Below are 25,594 nucleotides of genomic sequence, written 5' to 3' on the forward strand. Positions count from 1 at the left end.
GGCATCCTCAAGGCTTTACAGTGCGCCCTTTTTTCCACTGCGCCCTGGAAACACCTTCAGAGTAACCGGTGACACCGATCGCTACCTGCTGAATGCGGCCGCCATGCTGAAGGAAGGCCTCGACCTGCTCGCAGATGCGCACATGGGCTTTTTGGGCCGCGTTGGGGTACGTCTGGGACATGTTGGCATCTCGGTTATGAGCCACTGAACGACAGTCACCCGAGCAGGCACTATACACCCTGCATTGCCATCAGGGCCTGAAGCCTGCCAAAACCCTGCTTTTGTCGACCGGAGGGGCCATGGCCATGCCGGGCTGCATGTGCCCACGCCCAAGAATGCTTGCCTGAACATATGGTAATACGTATATTCGGTTTTCCATATGTTCAGGCGCACCCATGATCACTCCGCCCGATGTCTTCAAGAGCCTCTCTGACGAAACCCGCGCTCGCGCGACCCTGCTTATCGCCAGCCTGGGCGAACTGTGCGTCTGCGAACTGATGTGCGCGCTGGACGACAGCCAGCCCAAGATCAGTCGCCATCTGGCACAGCTGCGCAGCAATGGCATGCTGCTGGACCGCCGTCAGGGCCAGTGGGTGTATTACCGCCTGAATCCGGAGCTGCCTTCCTGGGTTCACGACATGCTGCAGGTCACCTTGCAGGCCAATTCGCAATGGCTGGCAGACAACGCCCTTCGGCTGAAGAACATGGACGGTCGCCCCGTTCGTGATTCGGTCTGCTGCTGAACATCACCAAGCGAGATATTCATGCTGCCCGCCATTGCTGTCTTTGTGTTCACCCTCATATTGGTCATCTGGCAGCCCAAGGGGCTCGGGGTTGGCTGGAGCGCCGCGCTAGGCGCCCTCATCGCCCTGGCTGCAGGCGTAGTTTCCCTGCATGACATCCCTGCCGTATGGGCCATTGTCTGGAACGCCACCGCCACGTTCATCGCGGTCATCATCATCAGCTTGCTGCTGGATGAGGCGGGTTTCTTCGAATGGGCAGCATTGCATGTAGCGCGCTGGGCAAACGGCGGCGGCTACCGCCTGTTCGCCTTCTGCGTACTGCTCGGCGCCGCTGTATCGGCCCTGTTCGCCAACGACGGTGCGGCGCTGATCCTCACCCCCATCGTCATGTCGATGCTGCTCGCGCTGCGCTTTTCGCCTGCAGCGACACTGGCCTTTGTCATGGCAGCAGGCTTCATTGCCGACACGGCAAGCCTGCCGCTGGTGGTCTCCAACCTGGTCAACATCGTTTCGGCCGACTACTTCGGCCTGGGCTTCGCCGAATACGCATCGGTGATGGTGCCGGTGAATATCGCCAGCGTGGCGGCTACCCTGCTGGTGCTATTTCTGTACTTCCGTCGTGATATCCCCAAGCAGTACGCGCTCGATGCGCTGAAGGCGCCGAGCGAGGCAATTCACGACCACGCCACCTTCAAAGTCGGTTGGTGGGTGCTGCTGGTGTTGCTTGCAGGCCTGTTCGCACTGGAACCTCTGGGTATCCCGATCAGTGCGGTGGCCGCCGTCTGTGCCGTAATCCTCTTTGCCGTGGCCGCTCGCGGTCACCGCATCTCAACCCGTCGCGTGTTGCGGGAAGCGCCGTGGCAGGTGGTGATCTTTTCTCTGGGCATGTATCTGGTGGTGTACGGCCTGAAGAACGCCGGCCTTACCGACATGCTCACCCAGCTGCTGGACTGGCTTGCCGGGCAGGGACTGTGGAGCGCGGCCATTGGCACCGGGTTGATCTCCGCACTGCTGTCCTCAGTCATGAACAACATGCCCAGCGTGCTGATCGGCGCATTGTCGATCCAGGCCAGCGGCGCAGAGGGCCTGGTACGTGAGGCGATGATCTACGCCAACGTCATCGGCTGCGACCTCGGCCCGAAGATCACCCCGATCGGCAGCCTCGCCACGCTGCTTTGGCTGCATGTGCTGGCGCGTAAAGGCATGCGCATCACCTGGGGTTACTACTTCAAGGTCGGCCTGCTGCTCACGGTACCGGTTTTGCTGATCACCCTTTCTGCTCTGGCACTGCGCCTGAGCCTCTGACGTTCGCCCCCCAGCGGAGGAGCCCTCCATGCGAGTCCTGTTCATGTGCACGGCCAACAGCTGCCGCAGCATCCTTTCCGAAGCAATGTTCAACCACCTGGCACCGCCCGGTTTCGAGGCAGTCAGCGCTGGCAGCTTCCCCAAGGGCCAGGTGTTGCCACGCAGCCTGAGCACGTTGCAGCAGGCCAATATCTCGACCGAGGGCCTGAGCAGCAAAGGCAACGATGCGTTCGAGGGCACCCCGCCAGACATCGTCATCACCGTCTGCGACAAGGCCGCAGGCGAAGCCTGCCCGGTGTATTTCGGCCCTGCGCTGAAGTCACATTGGGGGCTGGAAGACCCGTCCGATGTCGTGGGTGACGAAGCTACGGTCGATGCGGCTTTCCGGGCCACACTGGCCCGCATCGAATCTCGCTGCCAGGCCTTCTTCGCGCTGCCGTTCGATCACCTCGACCGCGAGCAGCTCAAGCACGCGCTGGATCGCATCGGCTCGCTTTGAACAGGAAGAAAACATGTCCGAGCAACTGCCTAACCTCGACCTCACGCTGTTCGACCTGCCGCCTTCGGCAACCCCGACCTGCGAACACAAACCTCGCATCCTGCTGCTGTACGGGTCTACCCGAGAACGCTCCTTCAGTCGCTTGCTGGTAGAAGAAGCCGCGCGTCTGCTGGAGCACTTCGGTGCCGAAACCCGCACCTTCGACCCGTCGGGCCTGCCGCTGCCTGACGATGTACCCGTGGAGCATCCCAAGGTGCAGGAGCTGCGTGAACTGGTGCAATGGTCAGAAGGCCAGGTGTGGTGCTCGCCGGAGCGCCATGGGGCGATGTCTGCAGTGTTCAAGGCACAGATTGACTGGATTCCCTTGGCGCTGGGGGCATTGCGCCCCACCCAAGGCAAGACCCTGGCCGTGATGCAGGTGTGCGGCGGCTCGCAGTCGTTCAACGTGGTCAACCAGTTGCGCGTGCTGGGCCGCTGGATGCGGATGTTCACCATCCCGAACCAGTCTTCGGTACCCAAGGCTTATCTGGAGTTCGACGATGCTGGGCGGATGAAGCCATCGCCCTACTACGATCGCGTGGTTGATGTCATGGAGGAGCTGGTAAAGTTCACCGTCCTGCTACGCGACCGCCAGGCATTCCTGGTGGATCGCTATTCGGAGCGCAAGGAAAGCGCCGAGCAGCTATCTGAGCGGGTCAATCAGCGATCAATCTGAAGCAAAGGTGATTCAGGACAGTGGAAACGACAAGCTAGCGGCCAGCCCGCCAGCGGCTCTGTTTTCAAGACGTACCTGCCCACCCATGCGGTCGATGATCGTCGCGACGATGGAGAGCCCAAGGCCAGCACCATTTTGGCTATTGCGGCTATAAAAGCGCTCGAATACACGAGAAAGGCTCTCCTCATCGATACCCGTCCCTTCATCCTCGACGACCAGTTCGACGCTGCTGTCCAGGCGCTTCAGTGACACGGCTATCCGCCCCCCAGGCGGTGAATGTTCTACCGCGTTGGACACCAGGTTCTGTAGCGCAATGCCCAGCGCGCCGGCGTCGATCTGCAGGTGGTGGTCCCCTTCGTCGATGTCCAGCGAGGGTTCCAGGCCACGGTCCAGTATCCATGGGGTCAGTTCAGCCAGGGTTTCGGTGACGACCTCGGCCAGGTCGACCCGGGTGCTGGCTCGCTGCCCCAGTCTTGGCTCGACGCGGGCCAATGTCAGCAACTGGTTGACCACCCGTGTCAACCGATCGACCCCGCCCACAAGAAAGCCCAGGGCTTTCTGGCGCTCGGCATCATTGCTGGCGGCCAGCGCGTTCTGCGCGTGCAGCCGCAGTACGGCCAGAGGCGTACGCATTTCGTGGGCAGCATCGGCAATGAAGCGATGTTCACGCCGCAGCAGATCGTCGATCTGCGCCAGCAAGCGATTGATGGCGGCCTGCATGGGCTCCAGTTCAGTGGGAAGCGGTACCAGTTGCAGCGGCTCCAGCGAATCGGCATGGCGTCTGCGGATGACATTGGCCATGTTCTGCAGTGGCCTCAGCCCCCAGCCGATCGCAGCCCACACCAGCAGTGCCAACGCCAGGCTGCCAAGCAGGAACGGGAACAGCGTGTGGCGAACGATGCGGTCGATCAGGTCGTAGCGCACATCATCACGTTCACCCACCCAGATAAGCCAGTGTTTTTCCGGCACCGGCAAAACGAAGCCGCGCCATTGTTCACCGCCACTGGAAAAGTCGTAGAACCCTGGAGCAGTGGGTGGTGGGTCGATTGGCGGCGCACTGGGTGTATGCACCAGCAACGCCATGCCTTCCCCCCAGACCTGGAACGCCAGTTTGCTTTCGTAAGGGTGCCCCACCTGATGGCGCCCTGCTTTGCCCAAGGCGTCATTGAAGGCCTGATAAAGCGCATCACGCGAGCCCTCTTGTACCGGCATGCTCATGACGCCTTGCAGCAAACGCGCGTTCTGGGCCAGGTGCGCGTCATACACCTCGTTAATTTCGTGGCTGCTGTCGTGGTAGTTATAGAGCGCGAGCAAGCCGGTACCGAGCAGCAGCAAGAGCATCACGCGCCACAGCGTGCGCTGGCGAAGCGAGGTCATGCCTTGACCTCGACCAGATAGCCAATGCCGCGCACCGTGCGAATCAGGCCGTTGAACAGCTTCTTGCGCAGGTGGTAGATGTTCACCTCCAGCGTGTTGCTCTCCGGCTCTTCATCCCAGCCATACAGCAGCTGAGTCAGGCGCTCACGCGTGAATACCTTGCCGGGCTGTGCCAGCAGCTCATGCAACAGCACATACTCTTTGGGGGTGAGCACAACCTCGACGCCGTTGTATTGCACTTGCTGGGTGGTCGGGTCCAGGCTGACCCCGGCATGCTCGATCAGCACCTTGGCGCGCCCGACGCTGCGCCGCAGCAAGGCGCGCAAGCGTGCCTTGAGCTCGTTGAGGTCGAAAGGCTTGACCAGGTAATCATCGGCGCCGGCATCCAGGCCGGCAATGCGATCATCGAGGGCATCCCGTGCGGTGAGGATCAGCACCGGCAAACTGTCGCCGCCGGCGCGTAACCGCCTGAGTAGCTCGAGGCCATCCATACGGGGCAATCCAAGATCCAGGATCACCAGGTCGAAGGTCTCGTGCTGCAACGCATGCAAGCCACTGACACCGTCGCGCAACCAGTCGAGGGTGTAGCCCTCCTGGCGCAAGCCGTCGCAGATCCCTTCCCCCAGCGCGATGTCATCCTCAACCAGCAACAGCCGCATGTTCAGTCCTGTTTGTCCTTGATGGCCTTGAGTAAAGCATCGATATCGGCACGCCGGCCCTGGTCAGCCAACTCACGCCCCGGCCGGGGCGGGGCCTGCAAGGCTTTCTGCAGGGCTGCGGTAGCTTCAGGGTAGCGCTTCTGCCGATACAGATGATCAGCCCAGAAATAGTTGCTGTCGATACCGTTGGGGTTGATCTGCAAGGCTTTGCGCAGCATCTTGTCGGCCATTTCGGCATCACCGAAACCGATAGGCCAGCCGGGCACCTGGTCATACAGCGTGCCCAGGCTGGTGTAGGCCGAACCCTGCAGGGCGTTGGGGTCCAGCTTCATGGCCTGCTCCAGGCTGGCTTTCGCCGCCTTGACCTTGCCCAGTGCACTGAGGCCACCCGTCGCCCCCGCCCAACTGCTGTTGATGATGCCCTCCCAAATCAAGGGTTCAGGTGTGCCGGGATACTGATGAACAAATGTTGCTGCATCGCCTGCCAGCTTTTCGAAGGCGTCGGCACGCTTGTCCTTGGGCATTTGGTACTGAATCTGCGCCCAGCGCTTCTGCAAATCGCTCAGGCGCTGGCTGCCTGCCTGGTCCAAAGCCCAGGTGAAGGGTGCGAATGCCAGCAAGCTGGCAATGAACAGACGCTTCATTTGTTCGACTCCTTGGAATGGCTGCCGATATAGCGGCGAATGACAGGCAGTTGCTTGCGCAGTGCACGATCGACCATGCCCGGCAACATGCCGTTGATACGCACGAAGAGCTTTTCCGGCCACCCCAGATAAAGCTCGGTGCGCTCGGATTGCACCGCCTGAAGCACAGCACGAGCGACGTCCGCAGGGTCGTCCATGCCAACTTTCAGCGCTTGATTAAGCGCAGTCGCAGCGCTGCTGTTCATTGTTGTGCGGGTCGCCCGGGGGGCGGCATACAGCACGTTCACCGTGGTATCGGCCAACTCGCGGCGCAGCGCTTCCGAAAAACCACGCAGCGCAAACTTGCTGGCGCAGTAGGTGGCGTAGCCGGGGTAGCCGATCGAGCCATAGGTTGACCCGACATTGACCACCAACGCCTTGGGCTGAGCGCGCAGCAACGGCAGGCAGGCGCGTGTCAGTTGCAAGGGCGCCTTCAGATTGATGTCCAATAGCTCGTCCAGCGCATGCTCATCCAGCTGGTCGAGCAGAGCGAAGCGATTCACGCCAGCCGCGTTGATCAGCACATTGACAGCCCCCATCTCGCGTGCCCGCTCGATGACGTGTTCGCGCCCTGACGGGCTGCGCAGGTCGGCTTCCTGCCAGCGCAGCCGGTCGGGGTACCGATTCATCAGGCCAGCCAGCTTGCCCATATGCCGGCTGACCGCCAACACTTGGGCACCGGCAGCGCAGAGCTGTTCAGCCAGTTCCAGGCCTATGCCCCCACTGGCGCCGGTGAGGATCACCACGGACTCAGCCAAACGCATGGTGCACCTCTTGCTGCCCGGCACGCGGCAAGCCCTGGAACATCTCGGTATACAAGCGGTAGACGACCTTGGCCGCGTGGAGGACGGCCTGCTGGTCACCGGCATCGTCGAGACGGTCCATCAACTGTTTGTAAGTCACCATGTGGTCCTGATCGAGCGCACCGTGCGAGCTAAGGTAGCTGAACGCCTGGTCAGGCAGTGCCAATGTGTTCTGGATAACGCCCGCCGCCTGGGTGGCAAGGGCGATGCTGGTGCCTTCGAGCACGTTGACCATGCCGAACAACCCGACCGGGTTGCCGCGGGCGATCAGGTCGTACAGGTAGGCGACCATCAGCTCGATGGATTGCACCGGCTGGCCATCGCGCACGGCCTCCCAGTCACCGCCGCACGCTTTGATGTCGTTGAGGATCCACTGCTCGTGGCCGTATTCCTCCTCGATGTATTCGCAGACCGCGCCGCGCAGCCACTCCAGCCGTAGCGGCAATCGTGCGCCACAGGCCATCATCAGCGGCACGGTATGGCGCACATGGTAATAAGCCTGAGTCAGGAACGCGACGTAGCTGTCCAGGCTGACCTGGCCGGCCAGGGCCTCGCGGATCACCGGTACGGCGAACAGCGCCTGACGCTCTTGGGCGGTTTGTACTTGCAGGGTGTCGAAAAAGGACATTGTGAGCCTCACAACGAGATGTCGGATAACAGGGTGTGGTAACGCTGCAAGATCGCCTCACGTCGCGGGCGGCCATTGGCAGTCAGGGTTTCGTCAAGCGTGCTCAGAGGCACAGGTAAACGGCGCCAGGCATGCACCCGGGCGTAATCGGGCAACCGCACGTTGCATTGCTGTACGGCCTGTTCGATGGCCTCGTCGCTGATGCCGGGATCCAGTGGCCAGAGCAAGGCAAGGTTGTTTGGCAGGGCTTCGCCATGCACGAAAGCCTGGGCGATCACGCCACTTTGGCTCAGCTCGGCTTCCACCCACTCCGGGTTGACGTTGCGCCCGAAGCTGGTAATGAACTGGTGCTTCTTGCGGCCATCCAGATACAGGTAGCCATCCTCATCGAGGTGGCCTACATCGCCTGTTGCCCACCACTGCCCGGTTACAGGCGGCTCTCCCAGGTAGCCCAGCAATATCGAGCCGGCCACCAGGACTTCGCCATCGTCGGCGATGCGCACCTGCACATGCGGCAACGGCTTGCCAACGCTCCCCGGGCGTACAGCCCCTGTGCGGTTGAGCGCCACTACCGAGGCGCACTCGGACAAGCCGTAACCTTCGAACACCGGCAAACCGACCGCCTCGGCCCGCGCGAGCAGGCTTGGCGATACCCGAGCACCGCCTACCGCCACCAAACGCAGTGGGCCGACCCGCATCAGCCCACGCTCGATCGCTGTCACCAACCCCATCAGCAACTGCGGCACAAGGATCAGGCTTTGCGCCCCACTGAGGGCGATTGCGCCCAGCAGGCGCTTGAAGTCGACCTGGCTTGCCCCACCCATCCCCAACTGCTGCTGTGGATAGAGCTGCACACAAGCGCCAGCCATGAGCGCGGCGTAGACGCCCAGGTTTTCCAGCAAAACGCCCAGTGGCAGTACCGCCAGGTATCGCTGCGGCTCGGCTGGGCGGCTGGCGGCCTCCAGCTCATGCGCCACACGCAGCATGGTTTCAGCGCTCAGGCACACGCCTTTGGGCGTACCGGTGCTACCGGAGGTGTAAGTGATCTTGGCAGTGCCCTCAGGCAGCGCCGGGGCGACAACACGGTCACGCAGCCAGACATTAGCTGGTGCCTGCCGGTCAAAGCCAAGCGCAGTGAGCTGATCAGCCCACTGCGCCTCGCACACCACCGCCGTGACTCCGCTTTGCTGCAAGCAGTGCTGGAACTGGGCTGCGCTGAAAAACGGCGGCACTGTCACACTGGCGCGTTCGGCGAACAGCGCCGCCAGATCCCAGAATAGCGCTTCGGGCCCGTTATCCAGCACCACGGCGAAGGTTCCCGCAGGTTGGTTGCGCAGGCTGGCCGCGCGAGATTCGACTTCGTCGAGCAGTTGCTGGTAGGTGTAACACTGCGCATCTCCCTGGACGGCCACGGCGTCAGGATGTTCCAGGGCGTGTTGGCGCAACAGTGCCTGAAAGGCTGTCAGTTCATGCCGCATGGCCGGTCTCCAGGGCTAACATGGGAAACCCAAGCCGCTCGAACATGCCCGCCTGCTTCAGGGCATCGAAGCCAAAGCCTATGTTGCCGGCAAATACCTGGGGGCGCTGGTCGTAGTAGGTCCCCCATTGGTCCACTTGGCCCTGCAGGCGCGCAGGATCCGCTGAGGCCAGAACAGTGGGCACCAGCCCCAGTCGCCGGAAACTGTTGAACAGTGTCGCGGCGCCCGTGAATGCCACCCACTCCAAACCGCGCATGGCCAGCAACCACGTCACGGCGATGATCATTATTCGAGCGTTGCCGGCGCTGAGCGAGGCCAGGTTGCCTACTTCTACCATGCAGTTGCGATCCGCCGAGGCACCGGTTACCCGTGAAACAGCAGATTCCAGAGGCTCGTCCAGATACCGCTCAAGGAAGAGCGGCCCTTCGCTGGCAGGTCGCATGCCTGCCGCCGCGATCAGGCGACCGTGGCTACCCTGCAAGGCAAGCAGTTCCGGCAGGTAATGCTGCACATCCGCCTGGTGCACGCTGGCAAAGCGCTCGTGTATGAAGTGCTCCAGCTCGCCGCGCCCTTGATCGCCGCTGAGGTTGAGAGAAAGATGCGCCTGATGATCGACATGGCTACCGATGGGTAACGGAAGCAAACTGTGCCATTGATGAGACTGAGTCATGAAGTTTCCCCCGCCTAGGTGCGACGAAGGGAATTATCGGGGCCGAATCTGAATGCAATCTGAAGTCGGCTACTGTCGGAACGCCTTAGCCCGGCGCTCGTTCATGTGCTGCATTCACTATGATCGAGCACGACGCGTACCCAGCTCGATCCAGACGGGCGCATGGTCGCTGGCCTTGGCCTCGTTGCGCACCCATGCATCGACACCCGCCCGTTTCAAATAAGGCGCAAGCTCGTGGTTGAGCAACAGGTGATCGATTCGCAGCCCGGCATTGCGGGCCCAGTGGTTACGGAAATAGTCCCAGAAGGTGTAGACACGCTCGTCCGGGTACAGATGGCGTATGGCATCGAGCCAGCCCTGGTCTAGCAGTCGTTGGTAACACGCTCGCGACTCGGGCTGCAGCAGTGCGTCCTTCAGCCAGGAACGCGGGTTGTAGATATCCATGTCGGTGGGCACGACATTGAAATCCCCTGCCAGCAGCGTGGGGTGGCCACTTTCATAGAGGCTGCGCGCATGCTGGATCAGGCATTCGAACCAGTGCAGCTTGTAATCGAACTTGGGCCCGGGCTGCGGGTTGCCGTTCGGCAGGTAGAGACAAGCGACCAACACCCCGTGTGCAGCGGCTTCCAGATAGCGGCTCTGGCTGTCCTCTTCCATGCCGGGCAAACCGCGGCGAACCTCGTGCGGATCGCTGCCCCGCACCAGAATGGCCACGCCGTTCCATGACGGTTGCCCATGATGAAGGCTGCCATAGCCTGCCGCCTCCAGCTCCGCACGAGGGAACTGCTGATCGGCCGCCTTCAGCTCCTGCAGGCAGGCGATGTCAGGTTGCTCCCGCTCCAGCCAGGCCAGCAGCGCCGGCAAACGGCTGCGGATGCCATTGATGTTGAAGGTGGCAATCTTCAGCGCTTTCATGCGTCCGGGTCGCTCACATGGGCCTGCACGGCATCTTCCAGCGCGCGGATGTGCGCCTCAGCGGCCAGCGCCTTGAGCGCCAACCAGTCGTCCCAATCGATGGCACCGTCGTCGCGCAGGGCCTCGGCTGTGCGAAGCAGTTCATGGTGGTAGGCATCCGGTGACGCGCGCCGGTAACTGATGTCGTCGTACTGGGCGTACCAGGCTTCAAGCGCGGCAATGTTGCGTTCGATGCTCATGAAAGCGTCCTCGCTGTACCCTTTGCTTGTCAGAACCTGGGCACAGCGCGACGTTCAATCAGGGCGTCACTGAAAGTAATGGGGATACAGCGCCATGTCGCTCTCCAGCTTGTCCGCATCCGCTGCCCTCTTGCGCACTTCGGCATAAAAAAGCTGGCACTGGTTCTGAAACCTGGTGAAATCGCGGTTGGCAGCTTCAATGGCACTGCTCAGGTCGCTCCCCTCAAGGCCCTCGACAAGTCGCTGTGACGAGGTATACGCCTGCCAGCAGGCTTCAACCTGCTGCAGCCCCTTTGCAAGGTTCTCGGTGTCGATAGTCGCCATTGCTGCACCCTCTTTGGACCGACCCTGGTCCGTCAGTGTGAATCGCCAGAGCGACGATAACGGGATGAAGCCTGTAATGACGCGCTTCGGCTGAGAGCGTAGACCATTCCAGCGCAGATCACGCAGGGTCAACGCAGATAGTCCTGAACCCACTTCACCCAGCAATCAGCGCCAATCTTCACCAAGGCATCATTGAAATCGTAGTGGGGGTTATGCACCGAGCAACCATGGAACTCGCCCGTGCCATTGCCCAGCATGAAGTAACAGCCAGGCCGCGCCTGCAACATGTAGGCAAAGTCTTCGGTGCCCATGACCTTCTTCGGCATCTTGTCCAGCAGCGCGCCGTCGGCGAACAGCGGCCTCAGGCTGTCACGCAGCAACGCGCTTTCGTGATCGCTGTTGCACAAGGCGGGCGCCAGTTGGGTGAATTGCACCTCGATCTCCACGCCATAGCTTTCTGCGTGCCCCTTGGCCAGGGCGTCAATGCGGCTGTTGATCTTCTGCTGGGTCTGGGCCGTGTCGGTGCGCACGCTCAGCAACATGCAGGCCTCGTCAGGGATGATGTTGTAGACAGTGCCGGCCTGGATCATGCCGATGCTGATCACGGCGTAGTCCTCGACGCTGAGGTTGCGCGACTTGATGGTCTGGATGCCACTGATCAGGCTGTTCAACGCCATCACCGGGTCTACCGACAGTTCCGGCATCGCACCATGCCCGCCTTTACCGGTAATCCGAATGCTGACACGTTCGGAAGACGCCATGGTGGGCCCCGCCTGCACCACGCACGTGCCCACCGGCAGGCCGGGCATGTTATGCAGCGCATACACCGAGTCGCACGGAAAGCGCTCGAACAGGCCGTCGTCGATCATCGCCTTGGCCCCCGCCAGGCCTTCCTCGTCGGGCTGGAATATCACGTTCAACGTCCCGTTGAACTGGCGTGTAGCCGCCAGTTGCGCAGCGGCTGCCAGCAGGATCGCGGTATGCCCGTCATGACCACAGGCATGCATGCGGCCGGGAATCTTGCTGGCATGCGCAAACGCATTCTTTTCGCCCATGGGCAGTGCGTCCATGTCTGCGCGTAAACCGATGCTGCGCGGACTGTCCCCCACTTTCAGCACGCCGACCACTCCATGCCCGCCCACATTGCGATGCACTTCATAGCCCAAAGCTTGCAGCTTGTCGGCTACCAGGGCCGCTGTATCGGGGGTGTCGCCGCCAATTTCCGGCGCAGCGTGGATCTGCCGGCGCAGCATGACGAACTCATCCAGCTCGGCGGCTGAGCCCGGTGTTTGATTGCTCTGCAAAATACCCATGTCACTCGCATCCTTTGTTTTCAGGGAAGTATCTGAGGCAGGCCAGGCTGACAACGCCGCCGGCCAGCAGGAAGTAGGCTGGCGCCAACGGCGTGCCCAGCGCTGCAATCAGCCAGGTGGCCACCAACGGCGAAAAACCACCGAACAGGGTCACACCCAGGCTGTAGCTGACCGAGGTGCCGAAGGAGCGCCTGGCCTTCGGGAAGCCCTCCATGATCAGCGCGAAGAACGCACCGGCACCGATGCAGGTCGGCAAGATCAGGATCGCCACGCCCATCATGGCCAGGCCCATGTGCTGCACGTGCCCAAGCAGATAGAACACGGGCAGGGTCAACACCACCGGCGCGGCGACCGTCCACACCAGCAGGCGTTTTCTGAGCTGATACTTGTCGGCGAATTTACCGGCCAACGGGCAGATGACTGCCATGCAGCCGCTACTGATACAGGCAATTGCCATCGCGCTGCCGGATGGGTAATGCAAGGCCGTGGTCAGGTAGGTCGGCATGTAGAACACGAACAGGTACATGCCAATGGTCGAGCTGGCCATCAGGCCGATGCCTTGGGCGATGCGTTTGAGCAGTTCGGCATCCAGCCCCTGCTCTGCCTTCTGCGCCGGTGCGGCCTCATGGGTTTCCGGCAACCGTGTGCGTATATACCAACCGACCGGCCCGATCAGCAGGCCGAAGATGAACGGTATGCGCCATCCCCAGCTTTCCAGCGCGGAAGGGTCGAGCAACTGGCTGAGGGCCAGGCCAAAGCCGGCCCCCACCAAGGCGGCATAGCCCTGGCTGGCAGCCTGCCAGCTGACGCTCTGGCAGCGATTGCCGACCGCACTGGATTCCATCAGGAACACCGACGCGGTACCGACCTCCCCGCCTGCCGACATGCCCTGGATCAGCCGACCGGTCACCAGCAGCAACGTGGCGAAAATCCCGATCTGTGAATACGTGGGCGCAAAGGCAATCATTGCGGTGCCCAGGGTCATCAGCCCGATGGTCAGGCTCAAAGCGGCCTTGCGTCCATGCCGGTCCGCATAGCGACCGATGACCATCGCCCCGACCGGGCGCATCAGAAAACCGACGCCAAAAGTGGCCAGCGACATCAACAACGACGCCATGGCCGAGTCGGAGGGAAAGAAATGCTTGCCGATCAGTACAGCGAAGAAGCTGTAGATCGTGAAGTCGTACATTTCCAGCGCATTGCCCAGCGAGCAGGCGACCAAGGTTTTACGGGAGGACGACACCTGCGCGGCTGAATGCGCACCTTTTTGCAGGCTCGGCGATGTGGGTAGCGGTCTGATCATTGTTATCTCCGTTGGCAAATCGCGGCGTGCAGCGAATATCAGCCAATCGGGCACTCAATACACTTGCGCTTTCGGCATGTGCCTAACCAATGGTTAATCACCCGGAACGATCGTTGGCCAAAATGCCCTGAGCTGGCGCACCGTTCGCCCTCGCTCCGCGCGCGGCCCCAAAAACGCCCACAAGCCAGCATCCGTAGCGCAGCGTTGACGCTGTTACGAAGCCCTTCTAAAACGGATGCGCTCGCCAATCCACACGCCGCGCCAGCCCCTGATTAACCAAACGGCATGACCTGACCGAATAAGCAATCACGCTGCAACGTTCTGTTCACCGACGCTAAAGCCACCACATCACCGTGCTGGCCTGGAGTCGTGAATGAACACTCGCACTACGTCGTTGCTGTTGATGATCCAAGGGGTTTGCCTTGCTGCGCAGGCACAGGCAGAGGGTTTTCCGACGCTCGCGCGGATTGCGCCGGGTTTTGGTTACTACGGGGTTGATTACGGCTTCGATGACACGCTCAAGGTGTACGGCACCGTGGATGCATTCGCCAGCTATCACGATTCCCAGCACCACTCGGGTTTCAGGCTGGCCGGTGGCGGCGCCTGGACCAACAAGCTCGGGCTGTACGCACGCAAGGCGCTTGACTCCGATACCGTCGTGGAGCTTGACGTCGAGGAGGGTTTCAACCTCAATGGCGAGGCTCTGGAGGGCACCTGGGACACCGTCGGTACCCTGCGCCTGGCGACGGTCGCCCTGCGCTCGCGCACCCTGGGCAAGCTCGAGTTCGGCAAGACCTACGGCATGGCCACCCCCACCTATGCCGACCCGTTCCTGGCCACCTATGGCTCGCCCTACACCTACCTGGCCCTGCCTGCCGCCGGCAAGGGCGCCTTCTACCTTGACCTGCGCCCCAAGCACACCCTGGCCTACACCAGCCCCACCTTCAGCGGCTTCAGCCTCGGTACCGCGCTAAGCTTCGGCTTCGACGATGCCGCCAGCGCTGGGCGCACTGTGCGTGGCGGTGGCACCCGGCTGCAATACCGCAACAGCCGGGTGATGGTGCTGGCCTCCTACAACCGCTACTACAGCGACCCATGGGACGACGGGGGCGTCTTACGTCAGACCGCCAACGACTTCAAGAGCCTGTCGGCGTTCTACGATTTCGGCCCGCTGGCCACCAGCCTCACCTGGCAACGCCAGGACGTGGAGCAGGCCGGCACACCCAGCACCACGCTATACACCTTCGGCATGATGGCGCCGGTGGGCGAGCTGGACGTGCTGCGCCTGGCGGTGATGCAACGCCAGGTCAGCACCCGCGACAAGGACGCGTGGGGTGTGATGATCGGCTATGACCACTTCATCACCCCCCGCTGGGCCCTCTATGGACGCCTCGGCATGATCGCCAACCAGCGCGCCTCGTCGGTCACCTACGCCGGCACCCCGGTGGATCAGGCGGGCGATAACCCAAGCAACGTCTCGCTAGGCATGTACTACCACTTCTGACCCCACGGGGCGGGTCTGCTTGAGCACCTGCCCGCGCAAGCTGTGGAACAGCTCCTGGGCAGGTGCCGTGAGGCTGTGGCGGTCAATGCAGACCAGGTTGATGGGGTAATCCGGAATCAACTCCTGCACCGCCATGGCTACGAACTCGCAATCGATACCGTAGGTAAACCCTTGGTCCACCGCCAGTTCGCTGATGGTCATCAACGATTCCGTGTTCTTCAACAGCTTCAGCGCCATCATCACTGAAGTGCATTCAACGGTGTTCTGTGGCACCCGAAGGCCGTTGGCTTCGAACAATTGGTGAAACTGCGAGGCCTGATCGGACAACTCGTCCAGGCTGATCCAGGGGGCGTATTGCAAGGTGCGCAGTGACTGGCTGAACTTCTGCCGATTCGAGGCGTGGCAAATCACCGTGCCCTTGATACTGCCCAGTGCCTCCCAGTCCAGGCTCAGCCGACTCAGCGGTTGCTGCGAAGTAATGGCGAAGTCCAGGCTGCCATCGCGCAAGCGCTGCAGGATCTGACTGGGGCGCAGGTCGGTGATGGTGATCTTCACCCGCGGGTACTTGCGCCGAAAGGCCAGAATGCTTTCATCGACGCCATCGAGCATCGCCGTCAACGACGTAACCCCGATCGACACGGCGCCCAGCGCCGCATCCTGAATGCTCGCCGCTTCGATCTGCAGGCGGCGTATGCTCTCTACCACGAGGTTGGCATGGCGGATGACACGTTTGCCTTCCTCGGTAAGGGCCATGCCTTTGTGCGACCGCTGCAACAGGGTAAAACCCACCTCCCGCTCCAGCTCCTTGATCGAACGGCTCAGCGCGGGCTGAGTAATGTGCATGAGCTTTGAGGCTTCGAGGATGCTGCCTGCGTTATGAATGGCGACCAGCGCCCTGAGTTGGTGAAGTTTCAACCGTCTGTACCTTGTTGTTAGCGGCCGGTTCGAAAGGTGTTCTGGCAGCCCTGACAACCGTTGTCGGCAAGGCCTGAAAGGTATGGCTAGCGCAACACAGCCAGCAGGCTGGCCGCATCGCTGACCTCGAACTTGCCGGGGCTTTCAACCGCAATGTACTGGACTACCTGGTCGTCGACCAACATCGCATACCGCTGCGAGCGCCGCCCCAAACCGCGTGCCGAAAGGTCCTGGGTCAGGCCCAGCGCCTCGCTGAATTCGCCATTGCCATCGCCGATCATCTTCACCGCGTCCCCGACCTGCAAGCTGTTGCCCCAGGCGTTCATGACAAAGGCATCGTTCACCGAAACGCACAGGATTTCGTCAATGCCAGCCGCGAACAACGCAGGGGCCGCCGCGACATAACCGGGAACGTGACGTTCAGAACAAGTCGGCGTGAACGCGCCCGGCAACGCGAAGATCAGCACCTTCTTGTGCTTGCAACGCTCGCGAATGGAAAAGGCCATTGGGCCGATCGCGCAGGCGCCTGCGTCGCTGTTGTATTGATAAAGGGTAACGTCGGGCAATTGATCGCCGGTTTTGATCATCGCTGTCTCCTGGGTGAGGTGAAGGCAAGACAGCCATGATGCCGCAGTCGACCAGGCAACGCATCATGAGCAGAGCTAAAAAACCTGTGAAATAACTTCAATATCATTCATGCAGCGCCCCGCCTAGGATACGCCTCAATCAAACACATCAAGATTACGGTGTGAACGACTCAGCCGTTGCTCACACTCAGGCACCTGGAAGCCGTCACCATGAATAAAGCGCCAACATTCACCGTCAAGCGCATTGCGTTCGACGAACATTATCGCCCTGCCGAAAACACCCGCATCACGACCAACTTCGCCAATTTGGCACGGGGTACAAACCGCCAGCAAAACCTGCGCAACACGTTGATGATGATCAATAACCGTTTCAATGCGCTGGCGCACTGGGACAACCCCGAACATGACCGCTACCGCGTAGAGCTGGACATCATATCGGTGGAAATGAATCTCGAAAATGCGCAGCACGGCAATGCCCTGCCGCTGATCGAAATATTGAAAACCTATATTGTCGACCGCAAGAACAATACTCGCCTCGAAGGCATGGTAGGCAACAACTTCTCCTCGTACGTGCGCGATTACGACTTCAGCGTACTGTTACTGGAGCATAACAAGCACCGGTCGACCTTCAGCACACCTGATCATTTCGGCGAGCTGCATGGCAACCTGTTCAAGTGTTTCGTCAACTCGCACACCTACCAGGAGCACTTCAGCAAACCACCGGTTATCTGCCTGAGCGTATCGAGCAGCAGGACGTACCTGCGCACCGAAAATCAACACCCTGTGCTAGGTGTTGAGTACCTGCAGGATGAGTACTCGCTGACGGATGAATACTTCAAGAAAATGGGCTTGAAGGTGCGCTATTTCATGCCACCGAACAGCGTCGCCCCGTTGGCATTTTATTTTGCCGGCGACTTGCTGGCTGACTACACCAACCTTGAACTGATCAGCACCATCAGCACCATGGACACCTTCCAGAAGATCTACCGACCCGAGATCTACAACGCCAATTCTCCAGCAGGCAAGGCCTACCAGCCCAGCCTGAACAACCAGGACTACTCGCTCACGCGCATTGTCTACGACCGGGAAGAGCGCAGCCGCCTGGCGATCGAGCAGGGCAAATTTGCCGAGGAGCAATTTGTCAAACCCTACCAGGCCACGCTAGCGCACTGGTCCGCTCAATACGCACGTTGAACCATTCAAAACACAAGGTCACTGTTCATGAACACATTGCTACCCACCTCCACGGCCGGCAGCCTGCCTAAACCCGCATGGCTGGCTCAACCCGAAACACTCTGGTCACCGTGGAAGTTGCAAGACGAGCAACTGGTCGAAGGCAAACAGGATGCCTTGCGCCTGGCCTTGCAAGAACAACAACACGCCGGTATCGACATCGTCAGTGACGGCGAACAAACCCGCCAGCACTTTGTCACCACGTTTATCGAGCACCTCAGCGGCGTTGATTTCGAACAACGGAAAACCGTCAGAATCCGTGATCGCTACGATGCGAGCGTACCGACGGTGGTGGGTGCTGTCGCTCGACAAAAGCCGGTGTTTGTCGAAGATGCCAAGTTCCTCCGCCAGCACACCACACAGCCGATAAAGTGGGCGCTGCCCGGCCCCATGACCATGATCGACACACTGTATGACAACCACTACAAAAGCCGCGAGAAACTGGCCTGGGAATTCGCCAAGATTCTCAACCAGGAAGCCAAAGAGCTGGAAGCCGCGGGCGTTGACATCATTCAGTTCGACGAGCCGGCATTCAATGTTTTCTTTGACGACGTGAATGACTGGGGCGTAGCTACCTTGGAAAGGGCTATCGAGGGCCTCAAGTGCGAAACGGCCGTCCATATTTGCTATGGCTATGGCATCAAAGCCAACACCGACTGGAAAAAGACCCTCGGTTCAGAATGGCGGCAATATGAACAGGCCTTCCCCAAACTGCAGCAGTCCAGCATCGATATCATTTCGCTGGAATGCCATAACTCGCATGTTCCGATGGACCTGCTCGAGCTGATTCGCGGCAAGAAAGTCATGGTCGGCGCCATCGATGTGGCCACCCATGTCATTGAAACACCCGAACAGGTCGCCGCCACCCTGCGCAAGGCACTGCAATTCGTCGATGCCGACAAGCTCTACCCTTGCACCAACTGCGGCATGGCGCCCCTGCCCCGCCAGGTAGCCAGCGGCAAGCTCAAGGCCTTGAGTGCAGGCGCAGCCATCGTCCGTCAGGAACTTGCTAACGCACGCTGAAATGAATGCAGCCACAGGACCTACCATGTTGCTTTCCGGTACGGCGATCGAGCCGTCGACTTTTCGCCAGGCACTCGGGCACTACGCATCCGGCATCACGGTGATTACATCGCACCACGAAGGTGAGCCGATCGGCTTCACCTGCCAGTCGTTCTACAGCGTATCGATGAGCCCGCCGCTGGTGTCATTCAGTGTGATGTCCAGTTCGGCCAGCTACCCGAAAATTCGCCAGGCTGGCCGCTTCACGGTCAACATCCTGTCAGGTGAGCAGGTCGGCATTTCCAACCAGTTTGCCCGGCGCGGCGCCAACAAGTGGCAGGGCGTCGAATGGCAAGCATCGCCGTTGGGCAACCCGATCATTGCCGGCAGCCTGCACTGGCTTGATTGCGAAATTCACGCCGAACATGCCGCCGGGGACCACCTGATCGTGATTGGCGAAGTCAAAGCATTGAACCTGCTGGCAACTGCTGCCACGCAGCCGCTGCTGTATTTCAAGGGGCAGTACTGCAACCTCGCCGCGCCTCACGCGGCTTGAGCCTCACCCCACTCACGGAAAACCCATCAAAGGAATTGTCAGGATCACGCAGCAGTGAAGAAAACCCGCCATTACTGCGTTGATCCGCCATTTTACTCATGATCGATTTACGCCACCTGCGAACCCTCCACGCGCTGCGTGAAACCGACAGCCTGCACGAGGCCGCCGAGCGCCTGCACCTGACACAATCTGCCCTATCGCACCAGTTCCGCGATATGGAAGAGCGCATCGGCATGCCACTGTTCGTGCGCAAATCCAGGCCGGTGCGCTTCACCAGCGCCGGGCTGAAGCTGCTGCAGCTGGCCGACCGGGTGCTGCCTCAGATCCGCAGTACCGAACGGGACCTGGGCAAACTGGCCGGGGGCTGCGCCGGACGGCTGCACATCGCCATCGAGTGCCACAGTTGCTACCAGTGGTTGATGCCTTCAGTGGATGAGTTCCGCGGCGCCTGGCCTGAGGTGGAACTGGACCTCGCCTCCGGTTTTTCCTTCGCACCACTGCCAGCCCTGGAGCGCGGCGACCTGGACCTGGTGGTGACCTCCGACCCAGTGACACTGCCGGGTATCAGCTACGTGCCCTTGTTCAGCTATGAGGCACTGCTGGCCATCGACAACCACCACGCCATGCGCCACAAGCCGTACCTGCAGCCCGCCGATATCGCCAGCCAGACACTGATCACCTACCCGATCGAACGCACCCGTCTGGACATCTTCACCCGCTTCCTCGACCCCGCCGACGTCGAGCCCGCACAGGTACGCACTTCAGAACTGACCGTGATGATGATGCAACTGGTTGCGTCCGGGCGCGGCGTCTGCTGCCTGCCCAACTGGGCCGTGCACGAATACAGTTCGCGCGGCTATGTAACCGCCAAGCGCCTTGGCGAGCACGGCCTGCAGGCAAACCTCTATGCTGCACTGCGCAGTGACATGCTGGAGGTGCCGTACGTGCGTGATTTTCTGCTCACGGCCAAGGACATCTCGTTCACCACACTGGCAGGTGTCAGCGTGGCGTCAGGCCCGGTTCTCTGAAAGCCGGGCCTGCGTTTGCGAACCTCAGTGCCGGCCATGGCGCGCCATGCCCCTACCGCCAACGAATCAACTAGCCTTCGCCAACTGCACCTGCAGAAACGCCATCAGTGCCCCCGCCACAGGTGACAAGCTGCGCCCTTTGCGGGTGAGCATGCCGATATGCCGTTCTACCCTGGGCTCCTCAAGGGGGACGAACGCCAGTTTGTCGTTCTCCTGCGGAAAAGCGAGGTACGGCAAGGTACTGATCCCTACCCCCTCCTCCAGCATGGCGATCAACGAAATCATGTTGGAAATGAACAGCCGGCTATCGGCCAGCAAACCCTCGGCCTCGGTACCCGCCAGCAATTGCGAGGTACCGTTGCGGATCATCGGCACGCCCAGCAACTGCGCCCAATGCAGCCGCCCCCCCGCCTGCGCCAGCGGGTGGTCGCTGCGGCACACCACGCCAACCTGATCATTCACGATGGGGGCGAATTCGAGCTGGTCATCGTCCACCCACAGGCTGCTGATGCCGAAATCCACCTGCCCTTGTGCGAGCAACTGCTGCACACGTTCGGCCGTGCCGTCCTGAATGCTGACCTGCACATTGGGGTGCGCGGCCACGAAGCGGGCCAGCGGCCCTGGCAGCATTCGGCTGGCCACAGAAGGCACGGTGGCGATGCTGACCTGGCCGATCTCATGCCGGGCAAACAGCATGACTTCACGAGCAATACGGTCATGGTGCTCGATCAAGCCACGAAACAACGGAAGGCAATGCTCGCCAAATGGCGTCAGTTCTACCCGGCCACCGCCCTTTTCGACCAGTGCCTGCCCCAGCTTCTGCTCCAGTTCCCGCAGGGCCAGGGATATCGCCGGCTGAGTGCGAAAGGCCTGGCGGGCGGCCGCGTGGAAACTCTTGAGTTCGGCGACCAGCACGAAGTAACGCAACTGGGCGATTTTCAGCTCGGGCAACATGGTTAGCATTCCTTATCAAAGCATTTTTTTTATTAATTTTTATTTGCTGCATATTGCTCGCATGATGAATGCCATGCAAACGGAGGCGTTCATCCATGTCACACAAGACCTACAACAACTACATCAATGGCCAGTGGTGTGAAGGCCACGCCACTTTGGGCAACTACAGCCCCTCGGACACTGGCGACCTGATCGGCCAGTACCATCAGGCCAGCGCCGAACAGGCCCGCCAGGCCATCCAGGCCGCCCGCGCCGCTCAACCCCTGTGGTCCGCCAGTGGCCTGGAAAGCCGCCAGCAAGTGCTGATGGCCATCGGCGACGAGCTGATCGCCCGCAAGGAAGAGCTCGGCGAACTGCTGTCGCGAGAAGAAGGCAAACCCTTGGCCGAAGGCATCGGCGAGGTCAACCGCAGTGGCCAGTTCTTCCATTACTACGCCGCCGAAGTGCTGCGCCAGATGGGCGAGACTGCCGCCTCGGTGCGGCCTGGGGTCGACATCGAAGTGCATCGCGAACCGGTGGGTGTGGTGGGCATCATTACCCCATGGAACTTCCCCATGGCCACCGCCGCCTGGAAAATCGCCCCGGCCTTGGCCTTCGGCAACGCCGTGGTGTTCAAGCCGGCCAACCTGGTGCCGGCCAGTGCCTGGGCGCTCACCGAGATCATCAGCCGTCAGGGCCTGCCCAGCGGCACCTTCAACCTGGTGATGGGCAGCGGTGCCGACGTCGGCGAGGCCCTGATCCAGTCCACCGAGATCGATGCCCTGACGTTCACCGGTTCTCTGCAGACGGGCCGACGCGTAGCGGTGGCCACCGCCGGTAACCTGGTGCGCTGCCAGCTGGAAATGGGTAGCAAGAATGCCCTGGTGGTCATGGACGACGCCGACCTCGAACTGGCCGTGGAATGCGCGCTCAACGGGGCCTTCTTCGGCACCGGGCAGAAATGCACCGCGTCGTCACGGCTGATCGTCTGCGACGGCATCCACGACCGCTTCGTCGAGGCACTGCGCCTGCGCATGCGCCAGCTGAAGGTTGGCCATGCACTGGAGGCAGGCGTACAGATCGGCCCGGTAGCTGACGCGCGCCAGCTGGAACAGAACCTGGCCTACCTGCAACTGGCCCAGGCAGAAGGCGCCACCCTGATCGAAGGTGGCGAACGCCTGCAACTGGCCTCCGATGGCTACTACATGCGCCCTGCCTTGTTCATCAACAGCCGCAACGACATGCGCATCAACCGCGAGGAAGTGTTCGGCCCCATCGCCTGTGTGATCCGCGTGCGCGATTTTGAAGAGGCGCTGGCCACGCTCAACGATACCGAGTACGGCCTCACAGCCGGGATCATCACCCAGTCGCTGCGCCACGCCAGCCACTTCAAGCGCCGCGCCCAGACCGGCTGCGTGATGGTCAACCTGCCCACCGCCGGCACCGACTACCACGTGCCATTCGGGGGCCGCAAAGCCTCGAGCTTCGGCCCGCGGGAACAGGGGCAATACGCTCGCGACTTCTACACCGTGGTCAAGACCACCTACCTGCGGCCCTGAAGGAATACATGCCATGCACGACCTCTTGATGATCGACGGCCTGCAGTACTCCAACTGGAGCCAGGAAATATTCCAGCAGATGCAGGCCGGTGGCCTGAGCGCGGTGCACGCCACCATCGCCTACCACGAAAACGCCCGCGAAACCCTGTCGCGCCTGGGCGAGTGGAACCGCCGCTTCGAGACATGGCCCGAGCTGATCCGCCCGGTACGCACGGCCAGCGACATCCGCCTGGCCCACGAGGAGGGCCGGGTAGGCATCTTCTTCGGCTTCCAGAACTGCTCGCCGATCGAGGACGACATTGCCCTGGTGGAGGTTTTCCGCCAGCTCGGGGTGTTCGTCATGCAACTGACCTACAACAACCAAAGCCTGCTGGCCAGCGGCTGCTATGAGCGCGAGGACAACGGCATCAGCCGCTTCGGTCGCCAGGTGATCGCCGAAATGAACCGCGTCGGCATGCTCATCGACATGTCTCACAGCGCCGAGCGAAGCACGCTTGAGGCCATCGAACTGTCGAGCCGACCGGTGATCATCTCCCACGCCAACCCTGCCAGCTTCCACGCCGCCAAGCGCAACAAGTCCGATGCGGTGCTACGCGGGATCGCAGAGTCGGGCGGGCTGCTGGGGTTCAGCACCTACCCGTTCCACCTCAAGGGTGCCTCGGACTGTAGCCTGGAAAGTTTCTGCGACATGGTCGCGCGCACCGCCGACCTGATGGGTGTGGAGCACATCGGCATCGGCACCGACCTGTGCCAGGCGCAACCCTTGTCCGTGCTGGAATGGATGCGCAACGGCCGCTGGAGCAAGGACAAGGACTACGGCGAAGGCTCCAGGGACAACGCCAACTGGCCGGCGCCCTTGCAGTGGTTTCGCGACAGTCGCGACTTCCGCAACATCGCCAAGGGCCTGCGCGCCCGCGGCTTTGCCGAGCACGACGTGGGCAACATCATGGGGCTGAACTGGTTGCGCCTGCTGGAGACCGCCACCACGGCACAGGCCTGACCCCCTTGCACGGACAGCACCAAGAATAAAAACAATCGCAGGTTCCGGAGGTTTCATGAAAAACCCAACCACCTTGCAGGCTGACGGCCAGGCCATGGGCGTGCCTATGGCACGCGATATCGACTGGCCGTTGTTCCTGATCAGCGGCGGATTCCTCGGCGCCTTCCTGCTGGCGGCGCTGATCGACATCGACACCGTGTCGGCGCTGGTCAATACCCTGTTCGCCTGGTCGACAAAGGCCTTTGGCCTCTATTGGCAAGTGCTGATGCTGGCAACCTTCGCCGTCAGTCTGTTCATCGGTTTTTCCAGATGCGGGCGTGTACGCCTGGGCGGGGTCACCCAGCGCCCGGACGTCAGCACCTTCAACTGGATCGCAGTGATCATGTGCGCCCTGCTGGCAGGTGGTGGCGCCTTCTGGGCCGCTGCCGAACCCTTGATGCACTTTGCCAGCCCGCCGCCCTTCTTCGCCGGCCTGCAACCGCACAGCGAAGCGGCGGCCACCGCGGCACTGGCGCAATCGTTCGTGCACTGGGGCTTCCTGGCCTGGGCCGTGCTGGGCAGCCTGCTGGCGATCGTGCTGATGCACCTGCATTACGATAAAGGCCTTCCGCTGGCGCCGCGCACCCTGCTTTACCCCCTGTTCGGCCAGCGAGCGATCAAGGGCCCGATCGGCACCTTGGCCGACGCTGCCTCGATCATCGCGGTAGTGGCCGGCACCATCGGTCCGATCGGCTTCCTTGGCCTGCAGATCAGCAGCGCCATGCACGCCGTGTGGGGGTTGCCCAACACCATCGTCACCCAGTCGCTGACCATTGTCCTGGTTACCGCGATGTACACTGTTTCGTGCCTGGTGGGCCTCAAAGGCATCCGCTTTGTCAGCGAGATCAACGTCTGGTTGATGATCGGCCTGGCACTGTTCATGGTGGTATTCGGACCGACGCTGTTCATCCTCAGCGGTTTCCCGGCGGCCTTTGCCCTGCACGTGGAGCACTTCATCCCCCTGACGATGTTCCGCGCCGACCCCAAATGGCTGGACTGGTGGACGGTGTTCTACTGGGGCTGGTTCATCGGCTATGCGCCCATGGTGGCACTGTACGTCGCGCGGATCTCGCGGGGCCGCACCCTCCGCGAGATCATCATGACGCTGTCGATCATCGCACCGCTGGTGACCATGTTCTGGTTCACCGTGGTGGGCGGCACCGGGATCGGCCTGGAGCTGCAAACGCCAGGCAGCGTCACCGCCCATGGCGCCAAGCCTGAAGACCTGTTGCTGGGAGTGACGCAGAACCTGCCACTGGGTGGCCTTGTCAGCGCGCTATTCCTGTTCCTGAGTTTCATCTCGGTGGCCACCAATGGCGACGCCATGGCCTTCACCGTGGCGCTGGCGATGTCCAGCGACGATAAACCGAAGAAGTGGTTGCGCGGTTTCTGGGCCATCGGCATGGGCTTGGCGGCGGTAGTGCTGATCACCATTGGCGCAGGCGGAGTGACGGCCCTGCAATCCTTCATTGTCATCACCGCGGTGCCGGTGTCGCTGGTGATCCTGCCAGCGCTGTGGGATGCCGTGCGCATCGCTCGACACATGGCCCGTGAACAAGGCGTCTGAACATGATCCATCCAGGT

General features: G+C 61.4%; 28 protein-coding genes. 12 read left to right on the forward strand and 16 right to left on the reverse strand.

Features of this window, described 5'->3' with window-relative positions; translation table 11 throughout:
- Positions 1-7: 7 nt before the first annotated feature.
- The gene (locus ACYCCG_RS00460; RefSeq protein WP_176684067.1) at positions 8-181 is read right to left on the reverse strand and encodes a hypothetical protein; all 174 of its coding nucleotides are present in this window, start codon (positions 179-181) and stop codon (positions 8-10) included.
- Between the two features lie 214 nt (positions 182-395).
- On the opposite strand from ACYCCG_RS00460, the gene ACYCCG_RS00465 reads away from it, so the two are divergent.
- The 4 genes from ACYCCG_RS00465 to arsH are packed head-to-tail and all read left to right on the forward strand — an operon-like array spanning position 396 to position 3,262.
- Positions 396-743 (forward strand): metalloregulator ArsR/SmtB family transcription factor, encoded by a 348-nt coding sequence (locus tag ACYCCG_RS00465; protein WP_209966561.1) that lies wholly within the window; start codon positions 396-398, stop codon positions 741-743.
- A gap of 21 nt (positions 744-764) precedes the next feature.
- Positions 765-2,048, forward strand: a complete 1,284-nt coding sequence (locus ACYCCG_RS00470; protein ID WP_209966563.1) for an arsenic transporter — start codon at positions 765-767, stop codon at positions 2,046-2,048.
- A gap of 28 nt (positions 2,049-2,076) precedes the next feature.
- Complete coding sequence (locus tag ACYCCG_RS00475; protein ID WP_209966565.1) at positions 2,077-2,547, forward strand: arsenate reductase ArsC; 471 nt, start codon at positions 2,077-2,079, stop codon at positions 2,545-2,547.
- A gap of 13 nt (positions 2,548-2,560) precedes the next feature.
- Entirely contained in the window at positions 2,561-3,262 is a 702-nt protein-coding gene (gene arsH, locus ACYCCG_RS00480) for an arsenical resistance protein ArsH (RefSeq protein ID WP_010953631.1), read from the forward strand.
- 12 nt (positions 3,263-3,274) lie between these two features.
- On the opposite strand, the gene ACYCCG_RS00485 is transcribed toward arsH, so the two are convergent.
- The 12 genes from ACYCCG_RS00485 to ACYCCG_RS00540 all read right to left on the reverse strand — a co-directional run bounded on the left by ACYCCG_RS00485 (position 3,275) and on the right by ACYCCG_RS00540 (position 13,654).
- Entirely contained in the window at positions 3,275-4,639 is a 1,365-nt protein-coding gene (locus ACYCCG_RS00485; protein WP_209966568.1) for a sensor histidine kinase, read from the reverse strand.
- Positions 4,636-5,298, reverse strand: a complete 663-nt coding sequence (locus ACYCCG_RS00490) for a response regulator (protein ID WP_010953629.1) — start codon at positions 5,296-5,298, stop codon at positions 4,636-4,638. Before ACYCCG_RS00490 ends, ACYCCG_RS00485 begins: the two co-directional genes overlap by 4 nt.
- Positions 5,299-5,300: 2 nt before the next feature.
- Positions 5,301-5,942 carry a hypothetical protein gene (locus ACYCCG_RS00495; protein ID WP_339533783.1) on the reverse strand — a complete coding sequence of 214 codons (642 nt, stop codon included), beginning with the start codon at positions 5,940-5,942 and terminating at the stop codon, positions 5,301-5,303.
- Entirely contained in the window at positions 5,939-6,745 is an 807-nt protein-coding gene (locus tag ACYCCG_RS00500; protein ID WP_339533785.1) for an SDR family oxidoreductase, read from the reverse strand. The genes ACYCCG_RS00495 and ACYCCG_RS00500 overlap by 4 nt, the downstream gene beginning before the upstream one ends.
- Entirely contained in the window at positions 6,732-7,412 is a 681-nt protein-coding gene (locus ACYCCG_RS00505; RefSeq protein WP_103462401.1) for a TenA family transcriptional regulator, read from the reverse strand. Before ACYCCG_RS00505 ends, ACYCCG_RS00500 begins: the two co-directional genes overlap by 14 nt.
- Before the next feature lie 8 nt (positions 7,413-7,420).
- Entirely contained in the window at positions 7,421-8,890 is a 1,470-nt protein-coding gene (locus ACYCCG_RS00510; RefSeq protein ID WP_209966575.1) for an AMP-binding protein, read from the reverse strand.
- Positions 8,880-9,560, reverse strand: coding sequence for a thermostable hemolysin (locus ACYCCG_RS00515; protein WP_459669168.1), 681 nt, complete (start codon positions 9,558-9,560; stop codon positions 8,880-8,882). The genes ACYCCG_RS00510 and ACYCCG_RS00515 overlap by 11 nt, the downstream gene beginning before the upstream one ends.
- Before the next feature lie 117 nt (positions 9,561-9,677).
- Positions 9,678-10,475 carry an exodeoxyribonuclease III gene (xth, locus tag ACYCCG_RS00520; RefSeq protein ID WP_209966579.1) on the reverse strand — a complete coding sequence of 266 codons (798 nt, stop codon included), beginning with the start codon at positions 10,473-10,475 and terminating at the stop codon, positions 9,678-9,680.
- Entirely contained in the window at positions 10,472-10,714 is a 243-nt protein-coding gene (locus tag ACYCCG_RS00525; RefSeq protein ID WP_209966582.1) for a hypothetical protein, read from the reverse strand. Before ACYCCG_RS00525 ends, xth begins: the two co-directional genes overlap by 4 nt.
- Before the next feature lie 66 nt (positions 10,715-10,780).
- Positions 10,781-11,170, reverse strand: a complete 390-nt coding sequence (locus ACYCCG_RS00530; RefSeq protein ID WP_245355074.1) for a hypothetical protein — start codon at positions 11,168-11,170, stop codon at positions 10,781-10,783.
- The gene (locus ACYCCG_RS00535) at positions 11,167-12,351 is read right to left on the reverse strand and encodes a M20 aminoacylase family protein (protein ID WP_209966584.1); all 1,185 of its coding nucleotides are present in this window, start codon (positions 12,349-12,351) and stop codon (positions 11,167-11,169) included. The genes ACYCCG_RS00530 and ACYCCG_RS00535 overlap by 4 nt, the downstream gene beginning before the upstream one ends.
- A 1-nt stretch (position 12,352) precedes the next feature.
- Complete coding sequence (locus ACYCCG_RS00540) at positions 12,353-13,654, reverse strand: MFS transporter (RefSeq protein ID WP_176684081.1); 1,302 nt, start codon at positions 13,652-13,654, stop codon at positions 12,353-12,355.
- Positions 13,655-14,027: 373 nt separating this feature from the next.
- On the opposite strand from ACYCCG_RS00540, the gene ACYCCG_RS00545 reads away from it, so the two are divergent.
- Positions 14,028-15,158: a porin gene (locus ACYCCG_RS00545; RefSeq protein ID WP_209966585.1), complete on the forward strand. Its 1,131-nt coding sequence runs from the start codon at positions 14,028-14,030 to the stop codon at positions 15,156-15,158.
- On the opposite strand, the gene ACYCCG_RS00550 is transcribed toward ACYCCG_RS00545, so the two are convergent.
- Complete coding sequence (locus ACYCCG_RS00550; protein WP_176684083.1) at positions 15,135-16,073, reverse strand: LysR family transcriptional regulator; 939 nt, start codon at positions 16,071-16,073, stop codon at positions 15,135-15,137. The two genes, ACYCCG_RS00545 and ACYCCG_RS00550, sit on opposite strands and share 24 nt — an antisense overlap.
- Positions 16,074-16,159: 86 nt before the next feature.
- On the reverse strand, positions 16,160-16,660 hold the full coding sequence (locus ACYCCG_RS00555; protein ID WP_209966588.1) for a peroxiredoxin: 501 nt from the start codon (positions 16,658-16,660) through the stop codon (positions 16,160-16,162).
- 210 nt (positions 16,661-16,870) lie between these two features.
- Here ACYCCG_RS00555 and ACYCCG_RS00560 point away from each other — a divergent pair, with 210 nt between their 5' ends.
- The 4 genes from ACYCCG_RS00560 (at position 16,871) to ACYCCG_RS00575 (ending at position 20,479) form a co-directional block, all read left to right on the forward strand.
- Complete coding sequence (locus ACYCCG_RS00560; protein WP_176684084.1) at positions 16,871-17,854, forward strand: DUF1852 domain-containing protein; 984 nt, start codon at positions 16,871-16,873, stop codon at positions 17,852-17,854.
- Between the two features lie 27 nt (positions 17,855-17,881).
- Positions 17,882-18,916 carry a methionine synthase gene (locus ACYCCG_RS00565; protein WP_176684085.1) on the forward strand — a complete coding sequence of 345 codons (1,035 nt, stop codon included), beginning with the start codon at positions 17,882-17,884 and terminating at the stop codon, positions 18,914-18,916.
- Positions 18,917-18,941: 25 nt separating this feature from the next.
- Complete coding sequence (locus tag ACYCCG_RS00570; protein WP_209966590.1) at positions 18,942-19,451, forward strand: flavin reductase family protein; 510 nt, start codon at positions 18,942-18,944, stop codon at positions 19,449-19,451.
- 98 nt (positions 19,452-19,549) lie between these two features.
- On the forward strand, positions 19,550-20,479 hold the full coding sequence (locus tag ACYCCG_RS00575) for a LysR family transcriptional regulator (protein WP_392462434.1): 930 nt from the start codon (positions 19,550-19,552) through the stop codon (positions 20,477-20,479).
- A gap of 66 nt (positions 20,480-20,545) precedes the next feature.
- Here the strand turns inward: ACYCCG_RS00575 and ACYCCG_RS00580 are convergent, their stop codons facing one another.
- Positions 20,546-21,433 carry a LysR substrate-binding domain-containing protein gene (locus ACYCCG_RS00580; protein ID WP_176684088.1) on the reverse strand — a complete coding sequence of 296 codons (888 nt, stop codon included), beginning with the start codon at positions 21,431-21,433 and terminating at the stop codon, positions 20,546-20,548.
- Positions 21,434-21,528: 95 nt separating this feature from the next.
- Between ACYCCG_RS00580 and ACYCCG_RS00585 the strand changes: the two genes are divergently transcribed.
- The 3 genes from ACYCCG_RS00585 to ACYCCG_RS00595 are packed head-to-tail and all read left to right on the forward strand — an operon-like array spanning position 21,529 to position 25,577.
- Complete coding sequence (locus tag ACYCCG_RS00585; RefSeq protein ID WP_459669169.1) at positions 21,529-22,971, forward strand: aldehyde dehydrogenase family protein; 1,443 nt, start codon at positions 21,529-21,531, stop codon at positions 22,969-22,971.
- Between the two features lie 13 nt (positions 22,972-22,984).
- Positions 22,985-23,971, forward strand: coding sequence for a dipeptidase (locus ACYCCG_RS00590; RefSeq protein WP_209966596.1), 987 nt, complete (start codon positions 22,985-22,987; stop codon positions 23,969-23,971).
- Positions 23,972-24,026: 55 nt separating this feature from the next.
- Complete coding sequence (locus tag ACYCCG_RS00595) at positions 24,027-25,577, forward strand: BCCT family transporter (protein ID WP_176684091.1); 1,551 nt, start codon at positions 24,027-24,029, stop codon at positions 25,575-25,577.
- Positions 25,578-25,594: the final 17 nt, after the last annotated feature.

Source organism: Pseudomonas sp. VEM90 (genome assembly GCF_054611535.1).

Bases quoted from the DNA above. Each gene is read 5' to 3' on its own strand.
- ACYCCG_RS00460 (WP_176684067.1), bottom strand. From the start codon at position 181: ATGTCCCAGACGTACCCCAACGCGGCCCAAAAAGCCCATGTGCGCATC.
- ACYCCG_RS00465 (WP_209966561.1), top strand. From the start codon at position 396: ATGATCACTCCGCCCGATGTCTTCAAGAGCCTCTCTGACGAAACCCGC.
- ACYCCG_RS00470 (WP_209966563.1), top strand. From the start codon at position 765: ATGCTGCCCGCCATTGCTGTCTTTGTGTTCACCCTCATATTGGTCATC.
- ACYCCG_RS00475 (WP_209966565.1), top strand. From the start codon at position 2,077: ATGCGAGTCCTGTTCATGTGCACGGCCAACAGCTGCCGCAGCATCCTT.
- arsH (WP_010953631.1), top strand. From the start codon at position 2,561: ATGTCCGAGCAACTGCCTAACCTCGACCTCACGCTGTTCGACCTGCCG.
- ACYCCG_RS00485 (WP_209966568.1), bottom strand. From the start codon at position 4,639: ATGACCTCGCTTCGCCAGCGCACGCTGTGGCGCGTGATGCTCTTGCTG.
- ACYCCG_RS00490 (WP_010953629.1), bottom strand. From the start codon at position 5,298: ATGCGGCTGTTGCTGGTTGAGGATGACATCGCGCTGGGGGAAGGGATC.
- ACYCCG_RS00495 (WP_339533783.1), bottom strand. From the start codon at position 5,942: ATGAAGCGTCTGTTCATTGCCAGCTTGCTGGCATTCGCACCCTTCACC.
- ACYCCG_RS00500 (WP_339533785.1), bottom strand. From the start codon at position 6,745: ATGCGTTTGGCTGAGTCCGTGGTGATCCTCACCGGCGCCAGTGGGGGC.
- ACYCCG_RS00505 (WP_103462401.1), bottom strand. From the start codon at position 7,412: ATGTCCTTTTTCGACACCCTGCAAGTACAAACCGCCCAAGAGCGTCAG.
- ACYCCG_RS00510 (WP_209966575.1), bottom strand. From the start codon at position 8,890: ATGCGGCATGAACTGACAGCCTTTCAGGCACTGTTGCGCCAACACGCC.
- ACYCCG_RS00515 (WP_459669168.1), bottom strand. From the start codon at position 9,560: ATGACTCAGTCTCATCAATGGCACAGTTTGCTTCCGTTACCCATCGGT.
- xth (WP_209966579.1), bottom strand. From the start codon at position 10,475: ATGAAAGCGCTGAAGATTGCCACCTTCAACATCAATGGCATCCGCAGC.
- ACYCCG_RS00525 (WP_209966582.1), bottom strand. From the start codon at position 10,714: ATGAGCATCGAACGCAACATTGCCGCGCTTGAAGCCTGGTACGCCCAG.
- ACYCCG_RS00535 (WP_209966584.1), bottom strand. From the start codon at position 12,351: ATGGGTATTTTGCAGAGCAATCAAACACCGGGCTCAGCCGCCGAGCTG.
- ACYCCG_RS00540 (WP_176684081.1), bottom strand. From the start codon at position 13,654: ATGATCAGACCGCTACCCACATCGCCGAGCCTGCAAAAAGGTGCGCAT.
- ACYCCG_RS00545 (WP_209966585.1), top strand. From the start codon at position 14,028: ATGAACACTCGCACTACGTCGTTGCTGTTGATGATCCAAGGGGTTTGC.
- ACYCCG_RS00555 (WP_209966588.1), bottom strand. From the start codon at position 16,660: ATGATCAAAACCGGCGATCAATTGCCCGACGTTACCCTTTATCAATAC.
- ACYCCG_RS00560 (WP_176684084.1), top strand. From the start codon at position 16,871: ATGAATAAAGCGCCAACATTCACCGTCAAGCGCATTGCGTTCGACGAA.
- ACYCCG_RS00565 (WP_176684085.1), top strand. From the start codon at position 17,882: ATGAACACATTGCTACCCACCTCCACGGCCGGCAGCCTGCCTAAACCC.
- ACYCCG_RS00570 (WP_209966590.1), top strand. From the start codon at position 18,942: ATGTTGCTTTCCGGTACGGCGATCGAGCCGTCGACTTTTCGCCAGGCA.
- ACYCCG_RS00575 (WP_392462434.1), top strand. From the start codon at position 19,550: ATGATCGATTTACGCCACCTGCGAACCCTCCACGCGCTGCGTGAAACC.
- ACYCCG_RS00580 (WP_176684088.1), bottom strand. From the start codon at position 21,433: ATGTTGCCCGAGCTGAAAATCGCCCAGTTGCGTTACTTCGTGCTGGTC.
- ACYCCG_RS00585 (WP_459669169.1), top strand. From the start codon at position 21,529: ATGTCACACAAGACCTACAACAACTACATCAATGGCCAGTGGTGTGAA.
- ACYCCG_RS00590 (WP_209966596.1), top strand. From the start codon at position 22,985: ATGCACGACCTCTTGATGATCGACGGCCTGCAGTACTCCAACTGGAGC.
- ACYCCG_RS00595 (WP_176684091.1), top strand. From the start codon at position 24,027: ATGAAAAACCCAACCACCTTGCAGGCTGACGGCCAGGCCATGGGCGTG.